Origin of the sequence: Polaribacter sp. AHE13PA (genome assembly GCF_019278505.1) — a bacterium.
Lineage (GTDB): Bacteria > Bacteroidota > Bacteroidia > Flavobacteriales > Flavobacteriaceae > Polaribacter.
Window position 1 is genome coordinate 3,214,700 of record NZ_CP058985.1, and the last position, 16,912, is coordinate 3,231,611.

Consider the following 16,912-nt stretch of genomic DNA (forward strand, 5'->3'; position numbering starts at 1 on the left):
ATATTTACCTTTGTAGTATATGAATACAATTCTTTTATTTATTAGTGGTCCAGAAATAATGGTTGTCATGTTAATTGTGGTGATGCTTTTTGGTGCAGATAAGATTCCTGAAATTGCCAGAGGATTAGGAAAAGGAATGCGTCAAGTAAAAGATGCAACCAACGATATTAAGAGAGAAATTAACGAAAGTTCTAAATTACCAAAAGCAGAAGCAGATTCTGCAAAAGAGGTATCTCAAGGCGCAAACCAGGAATTTAAAAATATTACAAAAGATATTAATAAAGGAATCAATTCTGTAAAACAAGATATTGAAGATTTAACTGGCCCGATAAAGCGTAATTTCTAAATTTATTTTTAGAACCGTTTATTCCTCTTAAAAAAAATTACCTTAACTATCTTTCCTTCGTAGCGGAAAACCATAATAAACACTTCAAAAATTACTTTTTAAATAGTTTATTGGTTTTTAAAAACAATGTTTTTTATCCCGCAGAGCGGAAACTATTTTACTCTAGTTATTGTTAAACCATCTCTTATTGGTAATAGTACCGTTTCTACTCTATCGTCTGTATTTAATAATTTATTGTATTCTAAAAGAACTTTTGTGTCTTTGTCTTTAGGATCTAATTTTTCTACTACTTTTCCACTCCAAAGTACATTATCAGATAAAATAATTCCACCCGAATTCATTTTATCAATAATTAAATGAAAATAGTTGATGTAATTAGATTTATCCGCATCAATAAAAACCAAATCGAATTTCTGGTCAATAGTAGGAATAATCTCAATTGCATTCCCCACAAATTGTTCTATTTGATTTCTGAAACCAGATTTTTCAAAATATTTATTTTGAAGTGTTTCTAATTCTTCATTTTTATCTAATGTAAAAATTTTTCCTTCGGATGCTAATCCTTCCGCTAAACACAAAGCAGAATACCCAGTATACGTACCAATTTCTAAAATGTTTTTTGGCTGAATTAATTTTGAAATCATAGACAATACTCTTCCTTGAAAAGCACCGCTTAACATTCTAGGATTCAATACTTTTTGCCAAGTTTCTTTACTTAATTCTTTTAAAATGGTTGGCTCTTGTTGTGAATGTTCCACAACATAATTGTCTATATTTTCTGGTAAAAAATGCATCTTATAGCTGGTCGAACGCAGTCGGAACCTTATTAAATTTCTATACAAACCTCTCGACTGCGCTCGAGAAGACAAAAAGCTAAAATACAAAAAAACGGAATCTATATTTCTATAAATCCCGTTTCAATCTAACAAAAAATCAAAAAATGTAGTTTTTTAAAAACTACCAAAATATCTTTATTCCTTTATTTTCTCTAACTCTTTTTTTAGAGCTTCCTTTTCTTCTTTACTTAAACAACGCTTTATCTCTTTACAACTTTTAGCTTGCCCTTTGTATAAATTTGTAAGTGTTTTATTTTGCTTTGTGTAAAGACAACATATTTTACAACTTAAAAAATGAATACTTAATTTCACTTTTTCACTTATAGTAGCAGCACCGTATTGGCTTTTATCACAAATAGTAGTTGCTTCGTCGCAGGTAATTTTTAAATTTTTAAACATGTCTTAATTATTAAACCAATTATCTTCCATACACTTTCTGAGCTGTGTTCTTGCTCTATGAATGATAACCCATAAATTGGACGCTGTAATATCTAACTCCTTACAAATTTCTTCAGTTTCAAACTCTTGTATGGTTTTCATTCTAAAAACCATTGCATATTTTTCTGGCAAAGCATCTATACAAGAATCTAACTGACTTTTTAATTCTTCGTTTTCAATGGTTTTTTCAGATTGATTATCCCAGCTTTGTGGCACTCTCTCTTCTAACCAATTACCTTCATTCTCGCCATCATCATAAAAATTCATTCTAACTTCAGCCTGTCCTTTTTTAGAATTTATTTTTCTATAATAATCTATGATCTTTCTTTTTAAGATAGAAATTAACCAAGTTCTTTCGGTAGATTTTCCTTGAAAATTTTTAGCTGATTTTAATCCTGCAAAAAAAGTATCTTGAACTAAATCTTTAGCCAAGTCACTATTATTTACACGCACAACAGCATAATTATACATATAATCTGCATAATTATCTATCCATTTGTCTGTGTTTAATACAACTTGCTCTTCTGTCATCTAATAAATAAAAAATCAAAGATAATGTTATTTTTTATTCTTTGCTCTTTACAATTACCACTTCTTTTTTAACTATCAAATAATTAAGTACATACAAGTTCTTAGAAATTTAAATGAAAAACTATAAATAACAAGTAATAAAATTAACAAATAACCTTTTAATAAAATTTTATCTTCTTAAGATTAACCAAAGATTAACTTGTTTAATATTTAATGCTTTTCCTTACATTTACATACTATTTAAAAAATAAAAAGTATGTCAGCAGCAAAAAAAGAATATAAAAAAGTTACAGTAAAATCTTTGGTAGATATGAAGAAGAATGGAGAGAAAATTTCCATGTTAACTGCCTATGATTTTACAATGGCAAAAATTTTAGATGGAGCTGGAATTGATGTTCTTTTGGTTGGAGATTCTGCATCTAATGTTATGGCGGGTCATGAAACAACTTTACCTATTACGTTAGATCAAATGATTTATCATGCAAGTTCTGTAGTTAGAGCTATTACAAGATGTTTAGTGGTTGTAGATTTACCTTTTGGTAGTTACCAATCAGACCCAAAAGAAGCGTTACGTTCTGCTATTAGAATTATGAAAGAAAGCGGCGGACATTCTATAAAATTAGAAGGTGGTAAAGAAATTAAAGAATCTATTAAACGTATTTTAAATGCCGGAATTCCTGTAATGGGACATTTAGGTTTAACACCACAATCTATATATAAATTTGGTACATATACTGTTAGAGCAAAAGAAGAAGAAGAAGCAGAACAATTAATGGAAGATGCTTTAATGTTAGAAAGATTAGGCTGTTTTGCCGTTGTTCTAGAAAAAGTACCTGCTAAATTAGCTCAAGAAGTTGCAGAAGCAATTTCTATTCCTGTAATTGGTATTGGTGCCGGAAATGGTGTTGATGGTCAGGTTTTAGTTACCCACGATATGTTAGGAATGACACACGAATTTCATCCTCGTTTTTTACGTAGATATTTAGATATGCATACAGAAATGACTGGCGCTTTTAAATCTTATATTGATGATGTAAAAAGCAGTGATTTCCCTAATGATAAAGAGCAATATTAAGTATCGATGATTGGATGAACTTTAATTACAAATTAATTTACAGTTTAGTAATAATAGCTACATATTTTTTTATTAGATATGTAGCTATTAAATGGCTTAAATTAATTTATAAACAGAAGAGTAAAAAAGGAATTTCTAACGATTTCTATATAAACCTTAGCTTTTTTGTAGTAAATTATTGTTGGTCATTTATGCTTCTTTTATTCCTATTTTTTATGTGGATGAATTGATTTATATTGTTAAATTTTAACAAAAATGAACGTATCAGATAAAATTTATTTTACGGTCTATTATTTACTTTTAATTCCTATCCTTAGAATTATTTTTACCTTCATTACAAAAAAAGGAGCTTATTTAATAAAGAAGGATAATTCATTTTATCCTTTAATAAACTTTTTTTACAAATTTTTTAAATTCTACGTAATTTACCTTTTTCCTATTATGGCGCTAATTTTAATAATTAGCAAATGGATGAATTAATATATTTCTAACTAAAAAAATATGTTGACTATTTTTCTAACTAGTCAAAAAATAAAATAACACTAATCTAATAATCTTACTTTGAAAATTCTACACCTAGACTCAAATCACTCGCTTTTAATAAATCAATTAAATGATTTAGGGTATCAAAACGATGAAGATTACACTTCATCTAAAGAAGAAGTTATAGCTAAAATTCACAACTATGATGGTTTTATAATTAGAAGTCGTTTTTCTATTGATAAAGCATTTTTAGACAAAGCCACCAACTTAAAGTTTATTGGACGTGTTGGTGCAGGTTTAGAAAATATAGATTGTGATTATGCAGAAAGCTTAAATATTGAATTAATTGCTGCTCCGGAAGGGAATAGAAACGCTGTAGGAGAACATAGCTTAGGAATGCTGTTATCACTATTTAACAAGCTAAACAAAGCAGATAAAGAAGTTAGAAACGGTAAATGGCTGCGCGAAGAAAACCGCGGAATTGAACTAGACGGTAGAACGGTTGGATTAATTGGTTATGGAAATATGGGGAAATCTTTTGCAAAAAAACTTCGTGGTTTTGATGTAGAAGTTTTGTGTTATGATATAAAGCCAAATGTTGGAGATGCAAATTGTAAACAAGTTTCTTTAGAAGAATTACAAGAAAAATCAGACGTTTTAAGTTTACACATTCCACAAACAGCACTTACTCAAAACATGATTAATGCAGACCTTATCAATGGTTTTAAAAAGTCTTTTTGGTTGATAAATACCGCACGTGGAAAATCTGTAGTCACAAAAGACTTGGTTTCAGCTTTAAAAAACGGTAAGATTTTAGGTGCTGGTTTAGATGTTTTAGAGTATGAAAAAGCATCTTTTGAAAACTTGTTTTCTGATGATAAAATGCCAGAGGCTTTTCAATATTTAATCAATTCAGAAAATGTTTTATTATCACCTCATGTTGCCGGTTGGACTGTTGAAAGTAAAGAACGATTGGCACAGACTATTGTAGATAAAATTAAGGTAAAATTTAATTAAATAATTTACTATAACAATCAGCCCCTTCAGTTTTAAAAACCTGAAGGGGCTTTTTATATTATAAAACTTAAGGAGTAATGATTTCTAACTTATCAAAAGAAATTACATAGGTTTGTGTTATCACTGTTATGGAATTTCTCCTTTGGTCGAAGTTACAATTTCATATTATTATATGTTCAGTTATGGTTACACCCAGTTTTGTCATTTCTACTTTTTTGGGAGAAATCTCATTAAATTGCTCTGTTTTACATTAGCTTCTTTATACGATTATTCAATACTTCTAATTCACAAAATATGTTTAACTTGTTACACTTTTGTCATTCGAAATGACACTTGTATAAATCTAAAAGTATGCAATACAAAGCCACATCAGTAGAAGAGTATATAAAACAGGTTCCTGAAGAACGTAAAAATGCTTTATTAAAATTACGTACAACCATCAAACAAAACCTGCCTAGTGGTTTTAAAGAAGGTATTCAGTATGGAATGATTGGGTATTATGTTCCTCATTCTTTGTATCCAGATGGGTACCATTGCAACCCAAAAGAACCTTTGCCTTTTATGAGTTTTGCTTCTCAAAAAAACTCCATAAATTTATATCATAGTGGTATTTATGCCATTCCAGAAATTAAAGATTGGTTTGTAAACGAATATCCAAAGCATTGCAAACGCACATTAGATATGGGTAAAAGTTGTATTCGTTTTAAAAAAACAGCAGAAATTCCTTTTGAATTAATTGCTGAATTATGTAAAAAAATAACTGTTGATGAATGGATAGCAGTTTATGAAACTAATATTAAAAAGAAGTAGTTTATGAAAAATAGAGTTACAGGAATTGGAGGTTTATTTTTTAAATCTGAAAATGCAAAAGCAGCAAAAGAATGGTATAAAAATCATTTAGGATTTAATACGGACGATTGGGGATGTACTTTCTGGTGGAAAGATGAGAACGGAAATAAATGCTCTACACAATGGAGTCCGTTTGCAGAAGACACTAAACATTTTGAACCTTCTAAAAAGGACTTTATGTTTAATTACAGAGTAGAAAATTTAGTAGAATTATTAGCTGAATTAAAGAAAGAAGGTGTTACTATTGTAGGTGAAATGGAAGAACATGACTATGGTAAATTCGGTTGGGTTTTAGACAACGAAGGAAACAAAATTGAGCTTTGGGAACCTATTGATAAAGCTTTTCTTTAGGATTATATAATATTAAATTAATCAAAAAAATGTCAGAAGAAAATAAAAATTTAAAGGGGAACCTAAAAACAACTTTAGGTTCAATTTCTAACGAAGCAAAAGAAACTCTTGAAAGCACAAAAGAAAAAACAAACGAATTTGTAGAAGATGCTAAAGACGTTTTTGAAGATGCAAAAGGAAAAGTAAATGAACTTTTATCTGATGAAAACATAGAAAAAGTAAAACATAAAGCAGAAGAATACTCTGAAATAGCAAAACAGAAAACAACTGAATTTACAGATGACGCAAAAGAAACTTATGAAGATTTAAAAGAAAAAAGTTCTGAATTAGCAGGAGAAGCTAAAGAGGAAATAAAAGATATCAAAGAAAAGTCGAAAAGCTTTTTACAACGATTATTCGGAAAATCATAAAGGGAAGTAATTATGCATTTTTTATCTGACTACCCTACTGAGATTTTAATCTTACTTTTTTTAATCATTACTTTTTTAATATCTGCATTCGAAAAAATACTAGATTGGAAAGGAACGATCTCTTTTATAAAAGATCATTTTAAAAATTCTCCATTAAAAGGCAGTGTTCCGTTTTTATTATCCATTCTATTAATCATAGAAATTCTTGCTGTAGGATTTATGATTATTGGAGTGTATCAAATTTATACTTCAGAAGCAAAAGAAATTGCATTACTCGGAATACAGCTTTCTGCCATTAGTATAATTTTTATGCTTATTGGGCAACGTCTTGCAAAAGATTATCCAGGAGCGATGTCTCTAGGTGTCTATTTTATCATTTCACTTTGTGGTGTATATTTACTAAATAAATAAAACTGATATTTTTTATCAATTACATAAGTAATATTTATAGAAAAAGCTCTTAAAACAATCGTTTTAAGAGCTTTTCTTTTTTAACTAAGGTATTTCTACTTTATTTGAGATAAGTTTTAAACAAGTCTTTTTAAAATCGTTTTTAATGGCTTTTTTAGGTACAAAAACTAAAGTAAGATATACTTTTCCTCTTTTTGATGTAAATGAAACTGAAAACTGATTTTACAACGTTCTTTTTTCAATTTTGAGATCTCTTCTTAAAAACATATTTATTTAATATTCTAAAGGATTTCTACAATACAACTTGTTTTCAAAAAACATTGAATTTTATACGATAAGAAAAACACAACTGAACTAGAATTTAAAAGAGAGTAAAATTTTAAGTAAAAACTAATTAAAATTTAATATACAAACTAAGAGTTATAGTTACATTTTATTTTGAAGTAACTGAACTTTTCAAACTTATTATGAATCTATAAAACAGCTATTATAAAATTCTACAAAACCTACCACTACTCCAACATTATAAATATTCAGATAAAATTAAATCGTTCTTACCTGTAATCTATATTTTTAATTTAATGTTTGTAGCTAAACCATAAAACCATTCTTAAATCAATTTTTTAATTATTGTTTTAAAAAACGTTCCTAATTTTAGATTAAAAAACTAAAATGTTCCACGAGGAACAACTTGATTTTTCATCATAAAAAAACCTTCAAAATTATTTTTTTGAAGGTTGATAATTCTTTTATAAAAAAATTATAATTCTACTTGTTTTTAATTACATAAATTAAAGAAGAATATTCTTTTGTTTTCCTTGCTTTTAAATTGGAAACAAAACCTCTATGAAATGCTTTCAATGGATTCATTTTTCCTGTTTTATATTTTTCACTTAAAAGAGAAACATAATAAGAATCAAACTTCATTGGCAATGTTTTTTCTACAATCATATTCTCTTCAGAAAATATTTTCTGAATTGAATTTTGTGAAAAATGCCAAATATGTCTTGGCACATCAAAAGCTGCCCAATACTCTTTATAATATTTTGCATCATCACTTTTATGATTCGGTACCGCAATGATTAATCTTCCATTTTCAGAAAGTAATTCTTTTAATTTAGAAATGTAATCAGATAATTTTTCTACATGTTCTAAAACATGCCAAAGCGTAATTACATCAAATTTTTTATTTTGAATATCAAGTAATTCTTCTTGTAAAATAATCCCTTTTTCTTTTGCGATTTCTCTTGCATCAGCACTTGGTTCTACACCAAGAACATTCCAATAATTAGATGCACATACTTTTAAAAAGTCTCCCGTACCTGCTCCAACATCTAAAATGTTTTTAGAATCTGTTTTAAAGGAATTAATTAAATTTAACTTACTTCTTAATGTAATATTCTTTACAGACTGATAAACCTTATCCATTAATGTTTTTTTACTATCTGTGTGTGAAATATAATTTTCACTCTTATAGTAATTTTCTAGATCTACCGGAATTGGTGAAGTCACCAACATATCATATTCCGTATTAAACATCACCTCATAAGTTTCATCTGAAACCGTAAAATCTTTACAATTTAAATAAGGTTCTAACTTTTTGTGAAGACCTCTTTTTTCCCCCATAATACTTTTTCTTTATAATATGTTCCACGAGGAACATAGCAATTATTTTCACAATTTATCTACCCATATAAACCAAAAGCACAGAGATATCGCTGGGGGAAACACCACTTATTCTACTTGCTTGTGATATAGATGTCGGTTGAATTTTACTCAATTTTTCTCTAGCTTCAAAAGACAGAGATTTTACTTTTTGATAATTAAAACTAGAAGGAATCATTACATTCTCTAACCTATTTAATTTATCTGCATTATTCTTTTCTTTCTCTATATAACCAGAGTATTTTAAATGAATAACAGCTTGTTCAATTGCTTCCTTATCAATATTATTTTCATCTAAAAAAGCAGTTAATTTCTTTACACTTTTAAAATCAGAAAAATCTAATTGAGGTCTTGCAGCAATTTTATAAAGCTTCATAGATTGGTTAATCAATGCTAAATTCTTTGCTTCTAAAATAGGGTTTATTTCCTCTTGTTTTACACTTGTATTTTGTAAAAAATGAATTAATAAATCTGCTTTTTCTTGCTTTTCAATAACTCTATCTAATCGTTCTTGAGAAGCTAAACCTAATTTAAAACCGATTGGTGTCAATCGTAAATCTGCATTATCTTGTCTTAATAAGGTTCTATATTCCGCTCTAGATGTAAACATTCTATAAGGCTCTTCTGTACCTTTTGTAATTAAATCATCTATTAAAACACCAATATAAGCTTCGTTTCTTTTTAAAACAAAAGGTTCTTTTTCTTGCGTTTTTAACGCAGCGTTTACACCCGCCATTAAACCTTGCGCAGCAGCTTCTTCATAACCTGTGGTTCCATTAATTTGTCCTGCAAAGAATAAGTTTTCAATTATTTTAGTTTCTAACGAATGTTTTAATTGTGTTGGTGGGAAAAAATCATACTCAATTGCATAGCCATATCTTAAAAATTTTACATTTTCAAAACCAGCTACAGAACGAATTGCTATGTCCTGAACATCCTCTGGAAGAGAGGTTGAAAAACCATTTACATACATTTCACAAGTTGTCCAACCTTCTGGTTCAATAAACATTTGATGTCTATCTTTCGTTGCAAAACGGTCTATCTTATCTTCTATCGAAGGACAATATCTTGGTCCTGTAGATTTAATTCTACCATTAAACATTGGCGATCTATCAAACCCTGTACGCAACAAATCATGCACATCTAAATTGGTATACGTTAACCAACAAGAACGTTGTTTTTGTAAGGGTTTTGTAGTTGGTAAATAAGAAAACTTCTCTGTAACTTCATCACCAGGTTGCTCAATCATTTTAGAATAATCTAAAGATCGTCCATCTACTCTTGGTGGTGTTCCGGTTTTCATTCTACCAGATTCAAAACCTTTAGCAACTAAATCTTCTGTAATTCCGGTTGATGCTCCCTCACCTGCTCTACCACCTCCAAAACTTTTATCTCCAATATGGATTAATCCATTTAAAAAAGTACCTGCAGTTATTACAACAGTTTTGGCTTTTATTTCTAAACCTAAAGCTGTTTTTACACCAATAATTTTATTACCATCAAATAATAAACCGTTTACAGAATCTTGATAAAAATCTACATTTTCAGTTTGCTCTAACATCGTTCTCCAGCATTCAGCAAACTGCATTCTATCAGATTGGGCTCTTGGACTCCACATTGCAGGTCCTTTAGATTTATTAAGCATCTTAAACTGTATCGCTGTTTTATCAGTAACAATTCCGCTATAACCTCCTAAAGCATCAATCTCTCTAATTATTTGTCCTTTTGCGATTCCTCCCATTGCAGGATTACAACTCATCTGCGCAATATTTTGCAAATTCATTGTAATTAATAAGGTGTGTGCACCCATGTTTGCAGCAGCAGCTGCAGCCTCACTCCCAGCGTGACCACCTCCTACTACAATAACGTCGTATGTTGTTGAAAATAAACTCATTATATTGTGGTTCCACGTGAAACCTTGTATTTACATTATTGATTATCAATTATTTGAATTCAGATAACGCCGTATTTTCGGCATTTCTCATCTCTTTTTTCTCAGTTTCAGTTTTATCTTTATATCCCATATAATGAAGTACACCATGTATCATCACTCTATGTAATTCCTCTATAAAAGAAACCTCAAAATCTTTCGCATTATCAGCAACTCTTTCAATAGAAATATAAATATCTCCACTAATTAATTTACCTAAAGTATTATCGAAACTAATTACATCCGTTAAAGTATCGTGTTGTAAAAACTCTACATTTAATTTATGAAGGTATTCGTCATCACAAAAAATATAGTTCAATTCACCTAAACTAAAACCTTTTTTTGAAACCACATTATCAATCCAATATTCTAAAAGATTTTCATCTTTTAAATCAAAATCTGTTTCGTAATTAAAAGTAACCATAATTAATCCTTGTTTGAGTCAGAAAAATATGCTCTAACTTTGTTTTTATAATTCTGCTGCAAAGGTAATGATTGTCTATTTAATATCTCTGTTTGATTGTAAAACTGCTTTTTAAATTCTAAAGCCTTTATATTTCTCTTTTCAAGTTCTTTTAAATTAGAATTAGACTTCCGTTTTTTATCTTCTCCTTGTTCTAAAGCAGCTTTATCTAACTTTAATAATTCATAATTTAATTGCTGCATTTTTTGAAGTGTTTCAGCGTTAAAACCTTTTTCTAAGATTTCATTTTCTAAGTCTTCCATCTTCCTTAGAGCTTTATTAGCATCTGAATTTTTACCACTTCCAGCTTCCTCAGACATTTTAATTTGTTCTTGTAATTCTTGTCTTAATAAACTTTGCTGCTTGTAAATCTGATAAATTTCTCCATCCAAATCATCTATAGAGCCTCCTTCGCCACTACTACCTTTCTCTCCATTCTGTCCCTGTTTATCTCCCTTACCATTTTGTCCTTTATCACCAGGTTTATCATTTTGTCCTGGTTTATCTCCTTTTTTTCCTTCTTTACCTTCAGTTTTATTATCACTAGGTTTATTACCTTTTTTCATTCCTTGCTGCATTTTTTCAGACAATTCTCCTTGCTTCTTTATAAGGTCTGGCAAACTAAAACCTTTGCCTTTAGATTTCTTTCCTTTGCCTTTTTTCATAGACATAGAATTCTTCATACTACTTAACATATTACTTAAATAATCTGCTAAACTGTTAACAGAAGTCATAACGTAACGTTGGTTAGAAACTCCATATGAAAAAAGATTTTCAGAAAAATTATATAAAGATTGTTCTAAATTATAATGCGTTGTAGATAAATCATCTTTAATAATTGATGAAATTTTAGGCAACCTCATAGATAACACATACAGACTATCATCTACATGTTCAAAATAAGTTTTTAATTCATTTTGTCTTTTTAAGTCTTGACCAAAATCTGGATGTGAAGTAGAAATTTCTTCAAACTTATGCATTAAAGATTCTTGTTTGAAAGAAAAAATAACAAGGTTTTCTAAAATTTTACGCAAGTCATCAATGTTTTCTTCCATAGATTCTCCTTCCATTTCCATCATTGCTTTTTGCATTTTAGTACTCATTTCTTTCATCTTTTTTGATGAATTATTTTGACTCTTATTTGCATTAACTTTGTTTTCTTTAGAAATACTTTCTTCAGATTTTTTTAATTCAGTATCAATATCATCTTTTTCATCTTCCACATCCGGAAGTTCCATAGGTTCCTTTAACTTGTTATTGTCTTTATTTAATTCTTCTAAATCTTTTTTTATGACTTCAAATTCCTTTTTTATTTCTTTCTGTTTGATTAAAGTATTCTCTTTTTCTGAAGATAGTTCTTCTTGTTTTTTAGACAATTCTTCAACCTTATTAGCAATTTGCATTGCTTTCTGCTCAACATAAAAACGCTTCGTCAATTCTAAAATACGTTCTAAACTTCTTTCTTGTTGTTTGTTTTGTTGTGATAATTCTTTAGCTTTTTTTAACAAATCTTCTTTATTAAGCTTCTGTCCCAATTTCTGAATTTCATCTAACAATTTTTGTTGCTTGTCTAATTTTTTAAGCTCTTCAATACGCTTTTTAAGCTCTTCTTTTTTATCTTGAAGATCTTCATTTTCTTCGTTTTTTTCATCTAAATTTTCGTGTAATTTATCAGTTTGACGTTGCATCATTTTATTATAATTATTCTGACGCTCTACAAATTTGTCAATCTTCTTTTTATCATTCCAATTAATTTGCTTCTTTCCTTGTAAATCTTGCTGAACTTTTTCTAATGCTTTCTGTTGCTTTTGTTGTTTCTGAATTGAATTTGAAATATTATTAATCGTATTTCTTTGCTCTTGCAACAACTCCTCCTCTACTTCATCAGTTGTTTTTTGTCGATAATTAAAAATTTTTGTCTTGCTTTTTTTACTTCCATTTACAGCATCATTATCCAATACCTCAAAAAACAATTCATAATTAATTCCTGACTCTAAATTTAATCCGTCAGGAAACTGATAAAAGAAAGTTTGAATATTTTCTTTCGTTATTGACAATTCAAATTTATTTTGATTTTCAGGCTGCTCGTCATTATAATAAACGAGTTGTAATTTTTTAATTCCATAGTCATCAGAAATCTGACCAGCAAATTGTGCAGCTCCGCGTGAAATACTGTCAATATTAGATTGCACAGTAATTAATGGAAATTCATCTTTTATAACATCTACATAAAACTCTAAATTCTCAAAATCTTTTAAATCTTTATTAGAAGATGAAATTTGATAATTTAACGGATTTTGAATCCTTTTAGAATATATAAAAATATTATCTGCATTTGAATCAAAAAAAACACTTTTATTATTGTTGATAAAAGCCAACGAATCTGTTTGATTTGTAGTTACATTCCAAGTAATAGTAGTACCTTCGGGAACTATTACATTACCAGAATTTTTAATCATTTCATTTTTCTTACCTAAATATCTGGGATACTTAACATCTAAAGAAATAGCATTAATAGTAGGTGTTTTTATAACTTCTATTTTATAATTTTGAGATTGAACTCCGTTTGCTTCAATAAAAAAATCAATTGGTTGTTGAACATCTGAAAAAGTATAAGTAAAGGTTCCGTTACCATTATTTTCTAAAAAATATTGCTGATTTTCAAAGTGGATTTGTGCTTCCATTGGAAACACTTTTCCGAGGGTCTCAACCAAAATATAAATAGACTTTCCTTGTATCACTTTTAAATCGTTATTTTTTACCGAAAATAAAAATGGAGAAGGCGGATTATAAGCTATATTATGATTTACAACACGTTGTAAACTTTCTGATAATTTATCATTAGTATCTGTAAATAAGGTTATTAAAAATATTATAACAGGAACTATTGCATATTTTAAATACTTTTTGTTTTTGGTAAAATCTACTGCTTTTACAAACGGAATGGGTTGTAATTCTGTTTCTTTTTGTTGAATACTTGCTAACAATAAATCAGAATTATTGTTCTTTTTTTTCAATTGCAAAACATTCAATAATTTATCTTGAACTTCAGGAAAATGAGCACCAATTATTTTAGAAGATTGTTCATAAGTAATTCCTTTTCTAAGACCAATTAATTTAAAAATTGGCAGAAAAATAAATCGAAATAACAAAAAAACTTCCACCAGTATAAAAAACCAAAATAAAATAGTTCTTGCGGTTGGTTTTAACCATAAAAAATATTCTATAAACACCGTGAAAAAAAAGTATAGAAATCCTAAAGAAAGAAATAATATACTTCCTTTTATCAATTCACTAGTATAATATTTACGTGTAAATTGATGTAATTTCTCCTCAATATTTTTAAATTCTGCCATAACTAACTTTTAAAAATACTATTTTTACATAGATAGACAACCAAATAATTGTTAAAACGAATTTTGTAAGTAATTAAAAAATAATACTACTAAGTTTTAAAATCAAAAAAATGAAACAAATAACCAACTTTCTATTTTTATTCTTAACCATTTCTGCATTTTCTCAAGGTCCTTGGACGCAAGAAAAAGGAAAATTATATACCCAATTGTCATTTACTACAATACCTAATTATGACAAATTTTTTGGCGATCCGGATTATAGTATTAATGGAGAAATAACAGACAATACAATTCAAATTTATGGAGAATACGGAATTACAAATAACACAACTTTAATAGTAAATCTTCCATTTAAACTAATTTCTGTAGATAATTTAAGTTATATGGATCCAGCAATATATTGTATTGTAGATTGTTCAAAAAATATTAATGAAAACAAAACAAGTTTAGGAAATATAGAAATTGGTGTAAAACATAACTTCTATAAAAAAGACTGGTTACTTTCTGGTCAATTATCAGTAGAAGCAAACACAAGTTCCTTTTATGAAAATTCAGGAATAAGAACCGGTTATGATGCTTTTACTTTTTCTCCCCTATTTTTAGCTGGTAAAAGTTTTAGTAATTCTTATTTACAATCTTTTATTGGTGCAAAAATTAGAACTAATAATTACAGTTCTAACTTTAAATTTGGTGGAGAATACGGTTATAAAGTTTTTAAAAATATATGGATCATTGGTTTTCTTGATTTAGAAAAATCTTTTGAAAACGGAGATATTGAGTTACCAGACATTAATAGAATAACATCCTTATATGTTAATAACCAAGAATATGGCGTTGTTGGTTTAAAAGCAATTGGAGAATTTTCTGATAATTTTGGAGTTACCGCAAGTTTGCCAGCTGCTTTTTATGGAAACAATGTTGCCAAACAAGTAGCATTAACTGTTGGTGTTTATAAAAAATTCTAAATATTTTACAATATACATAACAAGTTAAAAGCCTTTTCTAAAGGCTTTTTTTTATGCCTTTAGAAAACTATCTTTGTACGATAAAAAATAAAAAAGATGGAATCTAATGTACGTGTTCGTTTTGCACCAAGTCCTACAGGGCCTTTACATATTGGTGGTGTAAGAACAGCTTTATATAATTATTTATTTGCTAAAAAATATAACGGAACTTTTGTACTTCGTATAGAAGATACAGACCAAACACGTTATGTTGCAAATGCAGAACAATATATTATAGACGCTTTAGAATGGTGTAATATTCCTTTTGATGAAGGTCCAGGAAAGAACGAAAAATTTGGTCCTTACAGACAATCAGAACGTAAAGAATTGTACAAAGAATATGCAGATAAATTAATTGAAACTGGTTGGGCATATTACTGTTTTGATTCTACTGAAGCTTTAGATGCTGAAAGAAAAGCACACGAAGCAGAAGGAAAAACCTTTATTTACAACTGGCATAACAGAGCACAAGGACGTTTGGTTAACTCATTGGTTTTAAATGATGAAGAAGTACAAAACAGAATAAATTCTGGTGAGAATTATGTAATCCGTTTTAAAACGCCTCAAGATGAGCTTTTAAGAATGGAAGATGAAATACGTGGAAATATTAGAATTGATACCAATACTTTAGATGATAAAATTTTATTTAAAGGAGACGGAATGCCAACGTATCATTTAGCAAATATTGTTGATGATCATTTAATGGAAATATCTCACGTAATTCGTGGAGAAGAATGGTTACCTTCTATGCCATTACATGTTTTATTATACAAAGCTTTTGGTTGGGATGCTCCTAAATTTGCACATTTACCATTAATTTTAAAACCAGTTGGTAAAGGTAAATTAAGCAAACGTGATGGTGATAAATTAGGTTTCCCAGTGTTTCCTTTAGAATATACAAACGATGTTACAGGTGATGTTTCACGTGGATATAAGGAAGATGGTTATTTTTCTGATGCTTTTATAAACATGTTGGCTTTCTTAGGATGGAATCCTGGAACAGAACAAGAATTATTTAATTTAGAAGCTTTAATTGAAGCTTTCGAATTAAAACGCGTTAGTAAATCTGGTGCAAAATTTAACCCAGATAAAGCAAAATGGTTCAATCAACAATATATGCAGACCAAGTCTGATGATGAATTGACTGATTTATACTTGCCTATTTTAGCTGAAAAAGGAATTACAAAAGACAAAGAGTTTGTTTTAAAAGTAGTTTCATCAATTAAGGAAAGAGCCACTTTTGTAAATGATTTTTGGGATTTATCTAGTTTCTTTTTCGAAACTCCAACAGAATACGACGCAAAAGCTTCTAAGAAAAACTGGAAAGAAGGAACATCAGAATTAATGCAAGAATTAATTACTGTAATTTCAACTATAGAAGATTTTTCATCAGAAAATACAGAAAAAGAAATTAAAGAATGGATTACTGCTAAAGAAATTGGTTTTGGTAAAGTAATGCAACCATTAAGATTGTCTTTAGTAGGTAAATTAGCAGGACCACATTTATTTGATATCATTGCTATGATTGGTAAAGAAGAAACTTTAAAAAGAATTAAAAATGCAATTGAAAAATTGTAAAATTTCATCAAATAGAAATAATAACATACAGTTTTGTCATTTCGAACGAAGAGAAAAATCAGATAAATTTACATAAACTATGAGATTTCTCCTATTGTCGAAATGACAAATGGACGTATTATTAATAATTTTACCACATAGTAACATCTTAAAAATAGCGTTATATTTT

General features: G+C 28.6%; 16 protein-coding genes. 9 read left to right on the forward strand and 7 right to left on the reverse strand.

The annotated features are described in order from the left end of the window. The first annotated feature begins 19 nt into the window (after window positions 1–19). A complete protein-coding gene (gene tatA / locus H0I28_RS13910) occupies window positions 20–346 on the forward strand; it encodes a twin-arginine translocase TatA/TatE family subunit (protein WP_165731409.1) in 327 nt (108 codons plus the stop codon). Window positions 347–498: 152 nt separating this feature from the next. Here the strand turns inward: tatA and H0I28_RS13915 are convergent, their stop codons facing one another. From H0I28_RS13915 to H0I28_RS13925, 3 genes are all read right to left on the reverse strand, one after another. Beyond that, window positions 499–1,140 carry an O-methyltransferase gene (locus H0I28_RS13915; RefSeq protein ID WP_218759469.1) on the reverse strand — a complete coding sequence of 214 codons (642 nt, stop codon included), beginning with the start codon at window positions 1,138–1,140 and terminating at the stop codon, window positions 499–501. Between the two features lie 177 nt (window positions 1,141–1,317). Beyond that, window positions 1,318–1,581 carry a hypothetical protein gene (locus H0I28_RS13920; RefSeq protein ID WP_218759470.1) on the reverse strand — a complete coding sequence of 88 codons (264 nt, stop codon included), beginning with the start codon at window positions 1,579–1,581 and terminating at the stop codon, window positions 1,318–1,320. Window positions 1,582–1,584: 3 nt separating this feature from the next. After that, window positions 1,585–2,151, reverse strand: a complete 567-nt coding sequence (locus tag H0I28_RS13925; protein WP_165731406.1) for a sigma-70 family RNA polymerase sigma factor — start codon at window positions 2,149–2,151, stop codon at window positions 1,585–1,587. Window positions 2,152–2,407: 256 nt separating this feature from the next. Between H0I28_RS13925 and panB the strand changes: the two genes are divergently transcribed. The 6 genes from panB (at window position 2,408) to H0I28_RS13955 (ending at window position 6,747) form a co-directional block, all read left to right on the forward strand. After that, entirely contained in the window at window positions 2,408–3,226 is an 819-nt protein-coding gene (gene panB, locus H0I28_RS13930; RefSeq protein ID WP_165731405.1) for a 3-methyl-2-oxobutanoate hydroxymethyltransferase, read from the forward strand. 561 nt (window positions 3,227–3,787) lie between these two features. Next, a complete protein-coding gene (locus H0I28_RS13935; protein WP_218759471.1) occupies window positions 3,788–4,726 on the forward strand; it encodes a 2-hydroxyacid dehydrogenase in 939 nt (312 codons plus the stop codon). 351 nt (window positions 4,727–5,077) lie between these two features. Next, window positions 5,078–5,536, forward strand: coding sequence for a DUF1801 domain-containing protein (locus H0I28_RS13940; RefSeq protein WP_218759472.1), 459 nt, complete (start codon window positions 5,078–5,080; stop codon window positions 5,534–5,536). A 3-nt stretch (window positions 5,537–5,539) separates the two neighbouring features. Continuing rightward, window positions 5,540–5,926 (forward strand): VOC family protein, encoded by a 387-nt coding sequence (locus H0I28_RS13945; protein WP_218759473.1) that lies wholly within the window; start codon window positions 5,540–5,542, stop codon window positions 5,924–5,926. Between the two features lie 29 nt (window positions 5,927–5,955). Further along, the gene (locus H0I28_RS13950) at window positions 5,956–6,336 is read left to right on the forward strand and encodes a hypothetical protein (RefSeq protein ID WP_218759474.1); all 381 of its coding nucleotides are present in this window, start codon (window positions 5,956–5,958) and stop codon (window positions 6,334–6,336) included. Window positions 6,337–6,348: 12 nt separating this feature from the next. After that, window positions 6,349–6,747: a DoxX family protein gene (locus tag H0I28_RS13955; RefSeq protein ID WP_218759475.1), complete on the forward strand. Its 399-nt coding sequence runs from the start codon at window positions 6,349–6,351 to the stop codon at window positions 6,745–6,747. Window positions 6,748–7,515: 768 nt separating this feature from the next. Here H0I28_RS13955 and H0I28_RS13960 read toward each other — a convergent pair. Genes H0I28_RS13960 through H0I28_RS13975 form a run of 4 tightly spaced genes read right to left on the reverse strand, consistent with a single transcriptional unit; the run spans window position 7,516 to window position 14,161 of the window. Next, on the reverse strand, window positions 7,516–8,373 hold the full coding sequence (locus H0I28_RS13960) for a class I SAM-dependent methyltransferase (protein WP_218732059.1): 858 nt from the start codon (window positions 8,371–8,373) through the stop codon (window positions 7,516–7,518). Between the two features lie 55 nt (window positions 8,374–8,428). After that, complete coding sequence (gene mnmG, locus H0I28_RS13965) at window positions 8,429–10,306, reverse strand: tRNA uridine-5-carboxymethylaminomethyl(34) synthesis enzyme MnmG (RefSeq protein ID WP_218759476.1); 1,878 nt, start codon at window positions 10,304–10,306, stop codon at window positions 8,429–8,431. Between the two features lie 49 nt (window positions 10,307–10,355). Continuing rightward, window positions 10,356–10,766 carry an rRNA maturation RNase YbeY gene (gene ybeY / locus H0I28_RS13970; protein ID WP_208890699.1) on the reverse strand — a complete coding sequence of 137 codons (411 nt, stop codon included), beginning with the start codon at window positions 10,764–10,766 and terminating at the stop codon, window positions 10,356–10,358. A gap of 2 nt (window positions 10,767–10,768) precedes the next feature. After that, window positions 10,769–14,161: a DUF4175 family protein gene (locus tag H0I28_RS13975; protein ID WP_218759477.1), complete on the reverse strand. Its 3,393-nt coding sequence runs from the start codon at window positions 14,159–14,161 to the stop codon at window positions 10,769–10,771. Between the two features lie 110 nt (window positions 14,162–14,271). On the opposite strand from H0I28_RS13975, the gene H0I28_RS13980 reads away from it, so the two are divergent. Together H0I28_RS13980 and gltX are read left to right on the forward strand one after the other, a co-directional pair. After that, window positions 14,272–15,126, forward strand: a complete 855-nt coding sequence (locus H0I28_RS13980; protein WP_218759478.1) for a hypothetical protein — start codon at window positions 14,272–14,274, stop codon at window positions 15,124–15,126. 96 nt (window positions 15,127–15,222) lie between these two features. Beyond that, the gene (gene gltX, locus H0I28_RS13985) at window positions 15,223–16,743 is read left to right on the forward strand and encodes a glutamate--tRNA ligase (protein WP_218759479.1); all 1,521 of its coding nucleotides are present in this window, start codon (window positions 15,223–15,225) and stop codon (window positions 16,741–16,743) included. Window positions 16,744–16,912: the final 169 nt, after the last annotated feature.

Coding starts and splice junctions, on each gene's coding strand:
- tatA (WP_165731409.1), top strand. CDS start 20: ATGAATACAATTCTTTTATTTATTAGTGGTCCAGAAATAATGGTTGTC.
- H0I28_RS13915 (WP_218759469.1), bottom strand. CDS start 1,140: ATGCATTTTTTACCAGAAAATATAGACAATTATGTTGTGGAACATTCA.
- H0I28_RS13920 (WP_218759470.1), bottom strand. CDS start 1,581: ATGTTTAAAAATTTAAAAATTACCTGCGACGAAGCAACTACTATTTGT.
- H0I28_RS13925 (WP_165731406.1), bottom strand. CDS start 2,151: ATGACAGAAGAGCAAGTTGTATTAAACACAGACAAATGGATAGATAAT.
- panB (WP_165731405.1), top strand. CDS start 2,408: ATGTCAGCAGCAAAAAAAGAATATAAAAAAGTTACAGTAAAATCTTTG.
- H0I28_RS13940 (WP_218759472.1), top strand. CDS start 5,078: ATGCAATACAAAGCCACATCAGTAGAAGAGTATATAAAACAGGTTCCT.
- H0I28_RS13945 (WP_218759473.1), top strand. CDS start 5,540: ATGAAAAATAGAGTTACAGGAATTGGAGGTTTATTTTTTAAATCTGAA.
- H0I28_RS13950 (WP_218759474.1), top strand. CDS start 5,956: ATGTCAGAAGAAAATAAAAATTTAAAGGGGAACCTAAAAACAACTTTA.
- H0I28_RS13955 (WP_218759475.1), top strand. CDS start 6,349: ATGCATTTTTTATCTGACTACCCTACTGAGATTTTAATCTTACTTTTT.
- H0I28_RS13960 (WP_218732059.1), bottom strand. CDS start 8,373: ATGGGGGAAAAAAGAGGTCTTCACAAAAAGTTAGAACCTTATTTAAAT.
- mnmG (WP_218759476.1), bottom strand. CDS start 10,306: ATGAGTTTATTTTCAACAACATACGACGTTATTGTAGTAGGAGGTGGT.
- ybeY (WP_208890699.1), bottom strand. CDS start 10,766: ATGGTTACTTTTAATTACGAAACAGATTTTGATTTAAAAGATGAAAAT.
- H0I28_RS13975 (WP_218759477.1), bottom strand. CDS start 14,161: ATGGCAGAATTTAAAAATATTGAGGAGAAATTACATCAATTTACACGT.
- H0I28_RS13980 (WP_218759478.1), top strand. CDS start 14,272: ATGAAACAAATAACCAACTTTCTATTTTTATTCTTAACCATTTCTGCA.
- gltX (WP_218759479.1), top strand. CDS start 15,223: ATGGAATCTAATGTACGTGTTCGTTTTGCACCAAGTCCTACAGGGCCT.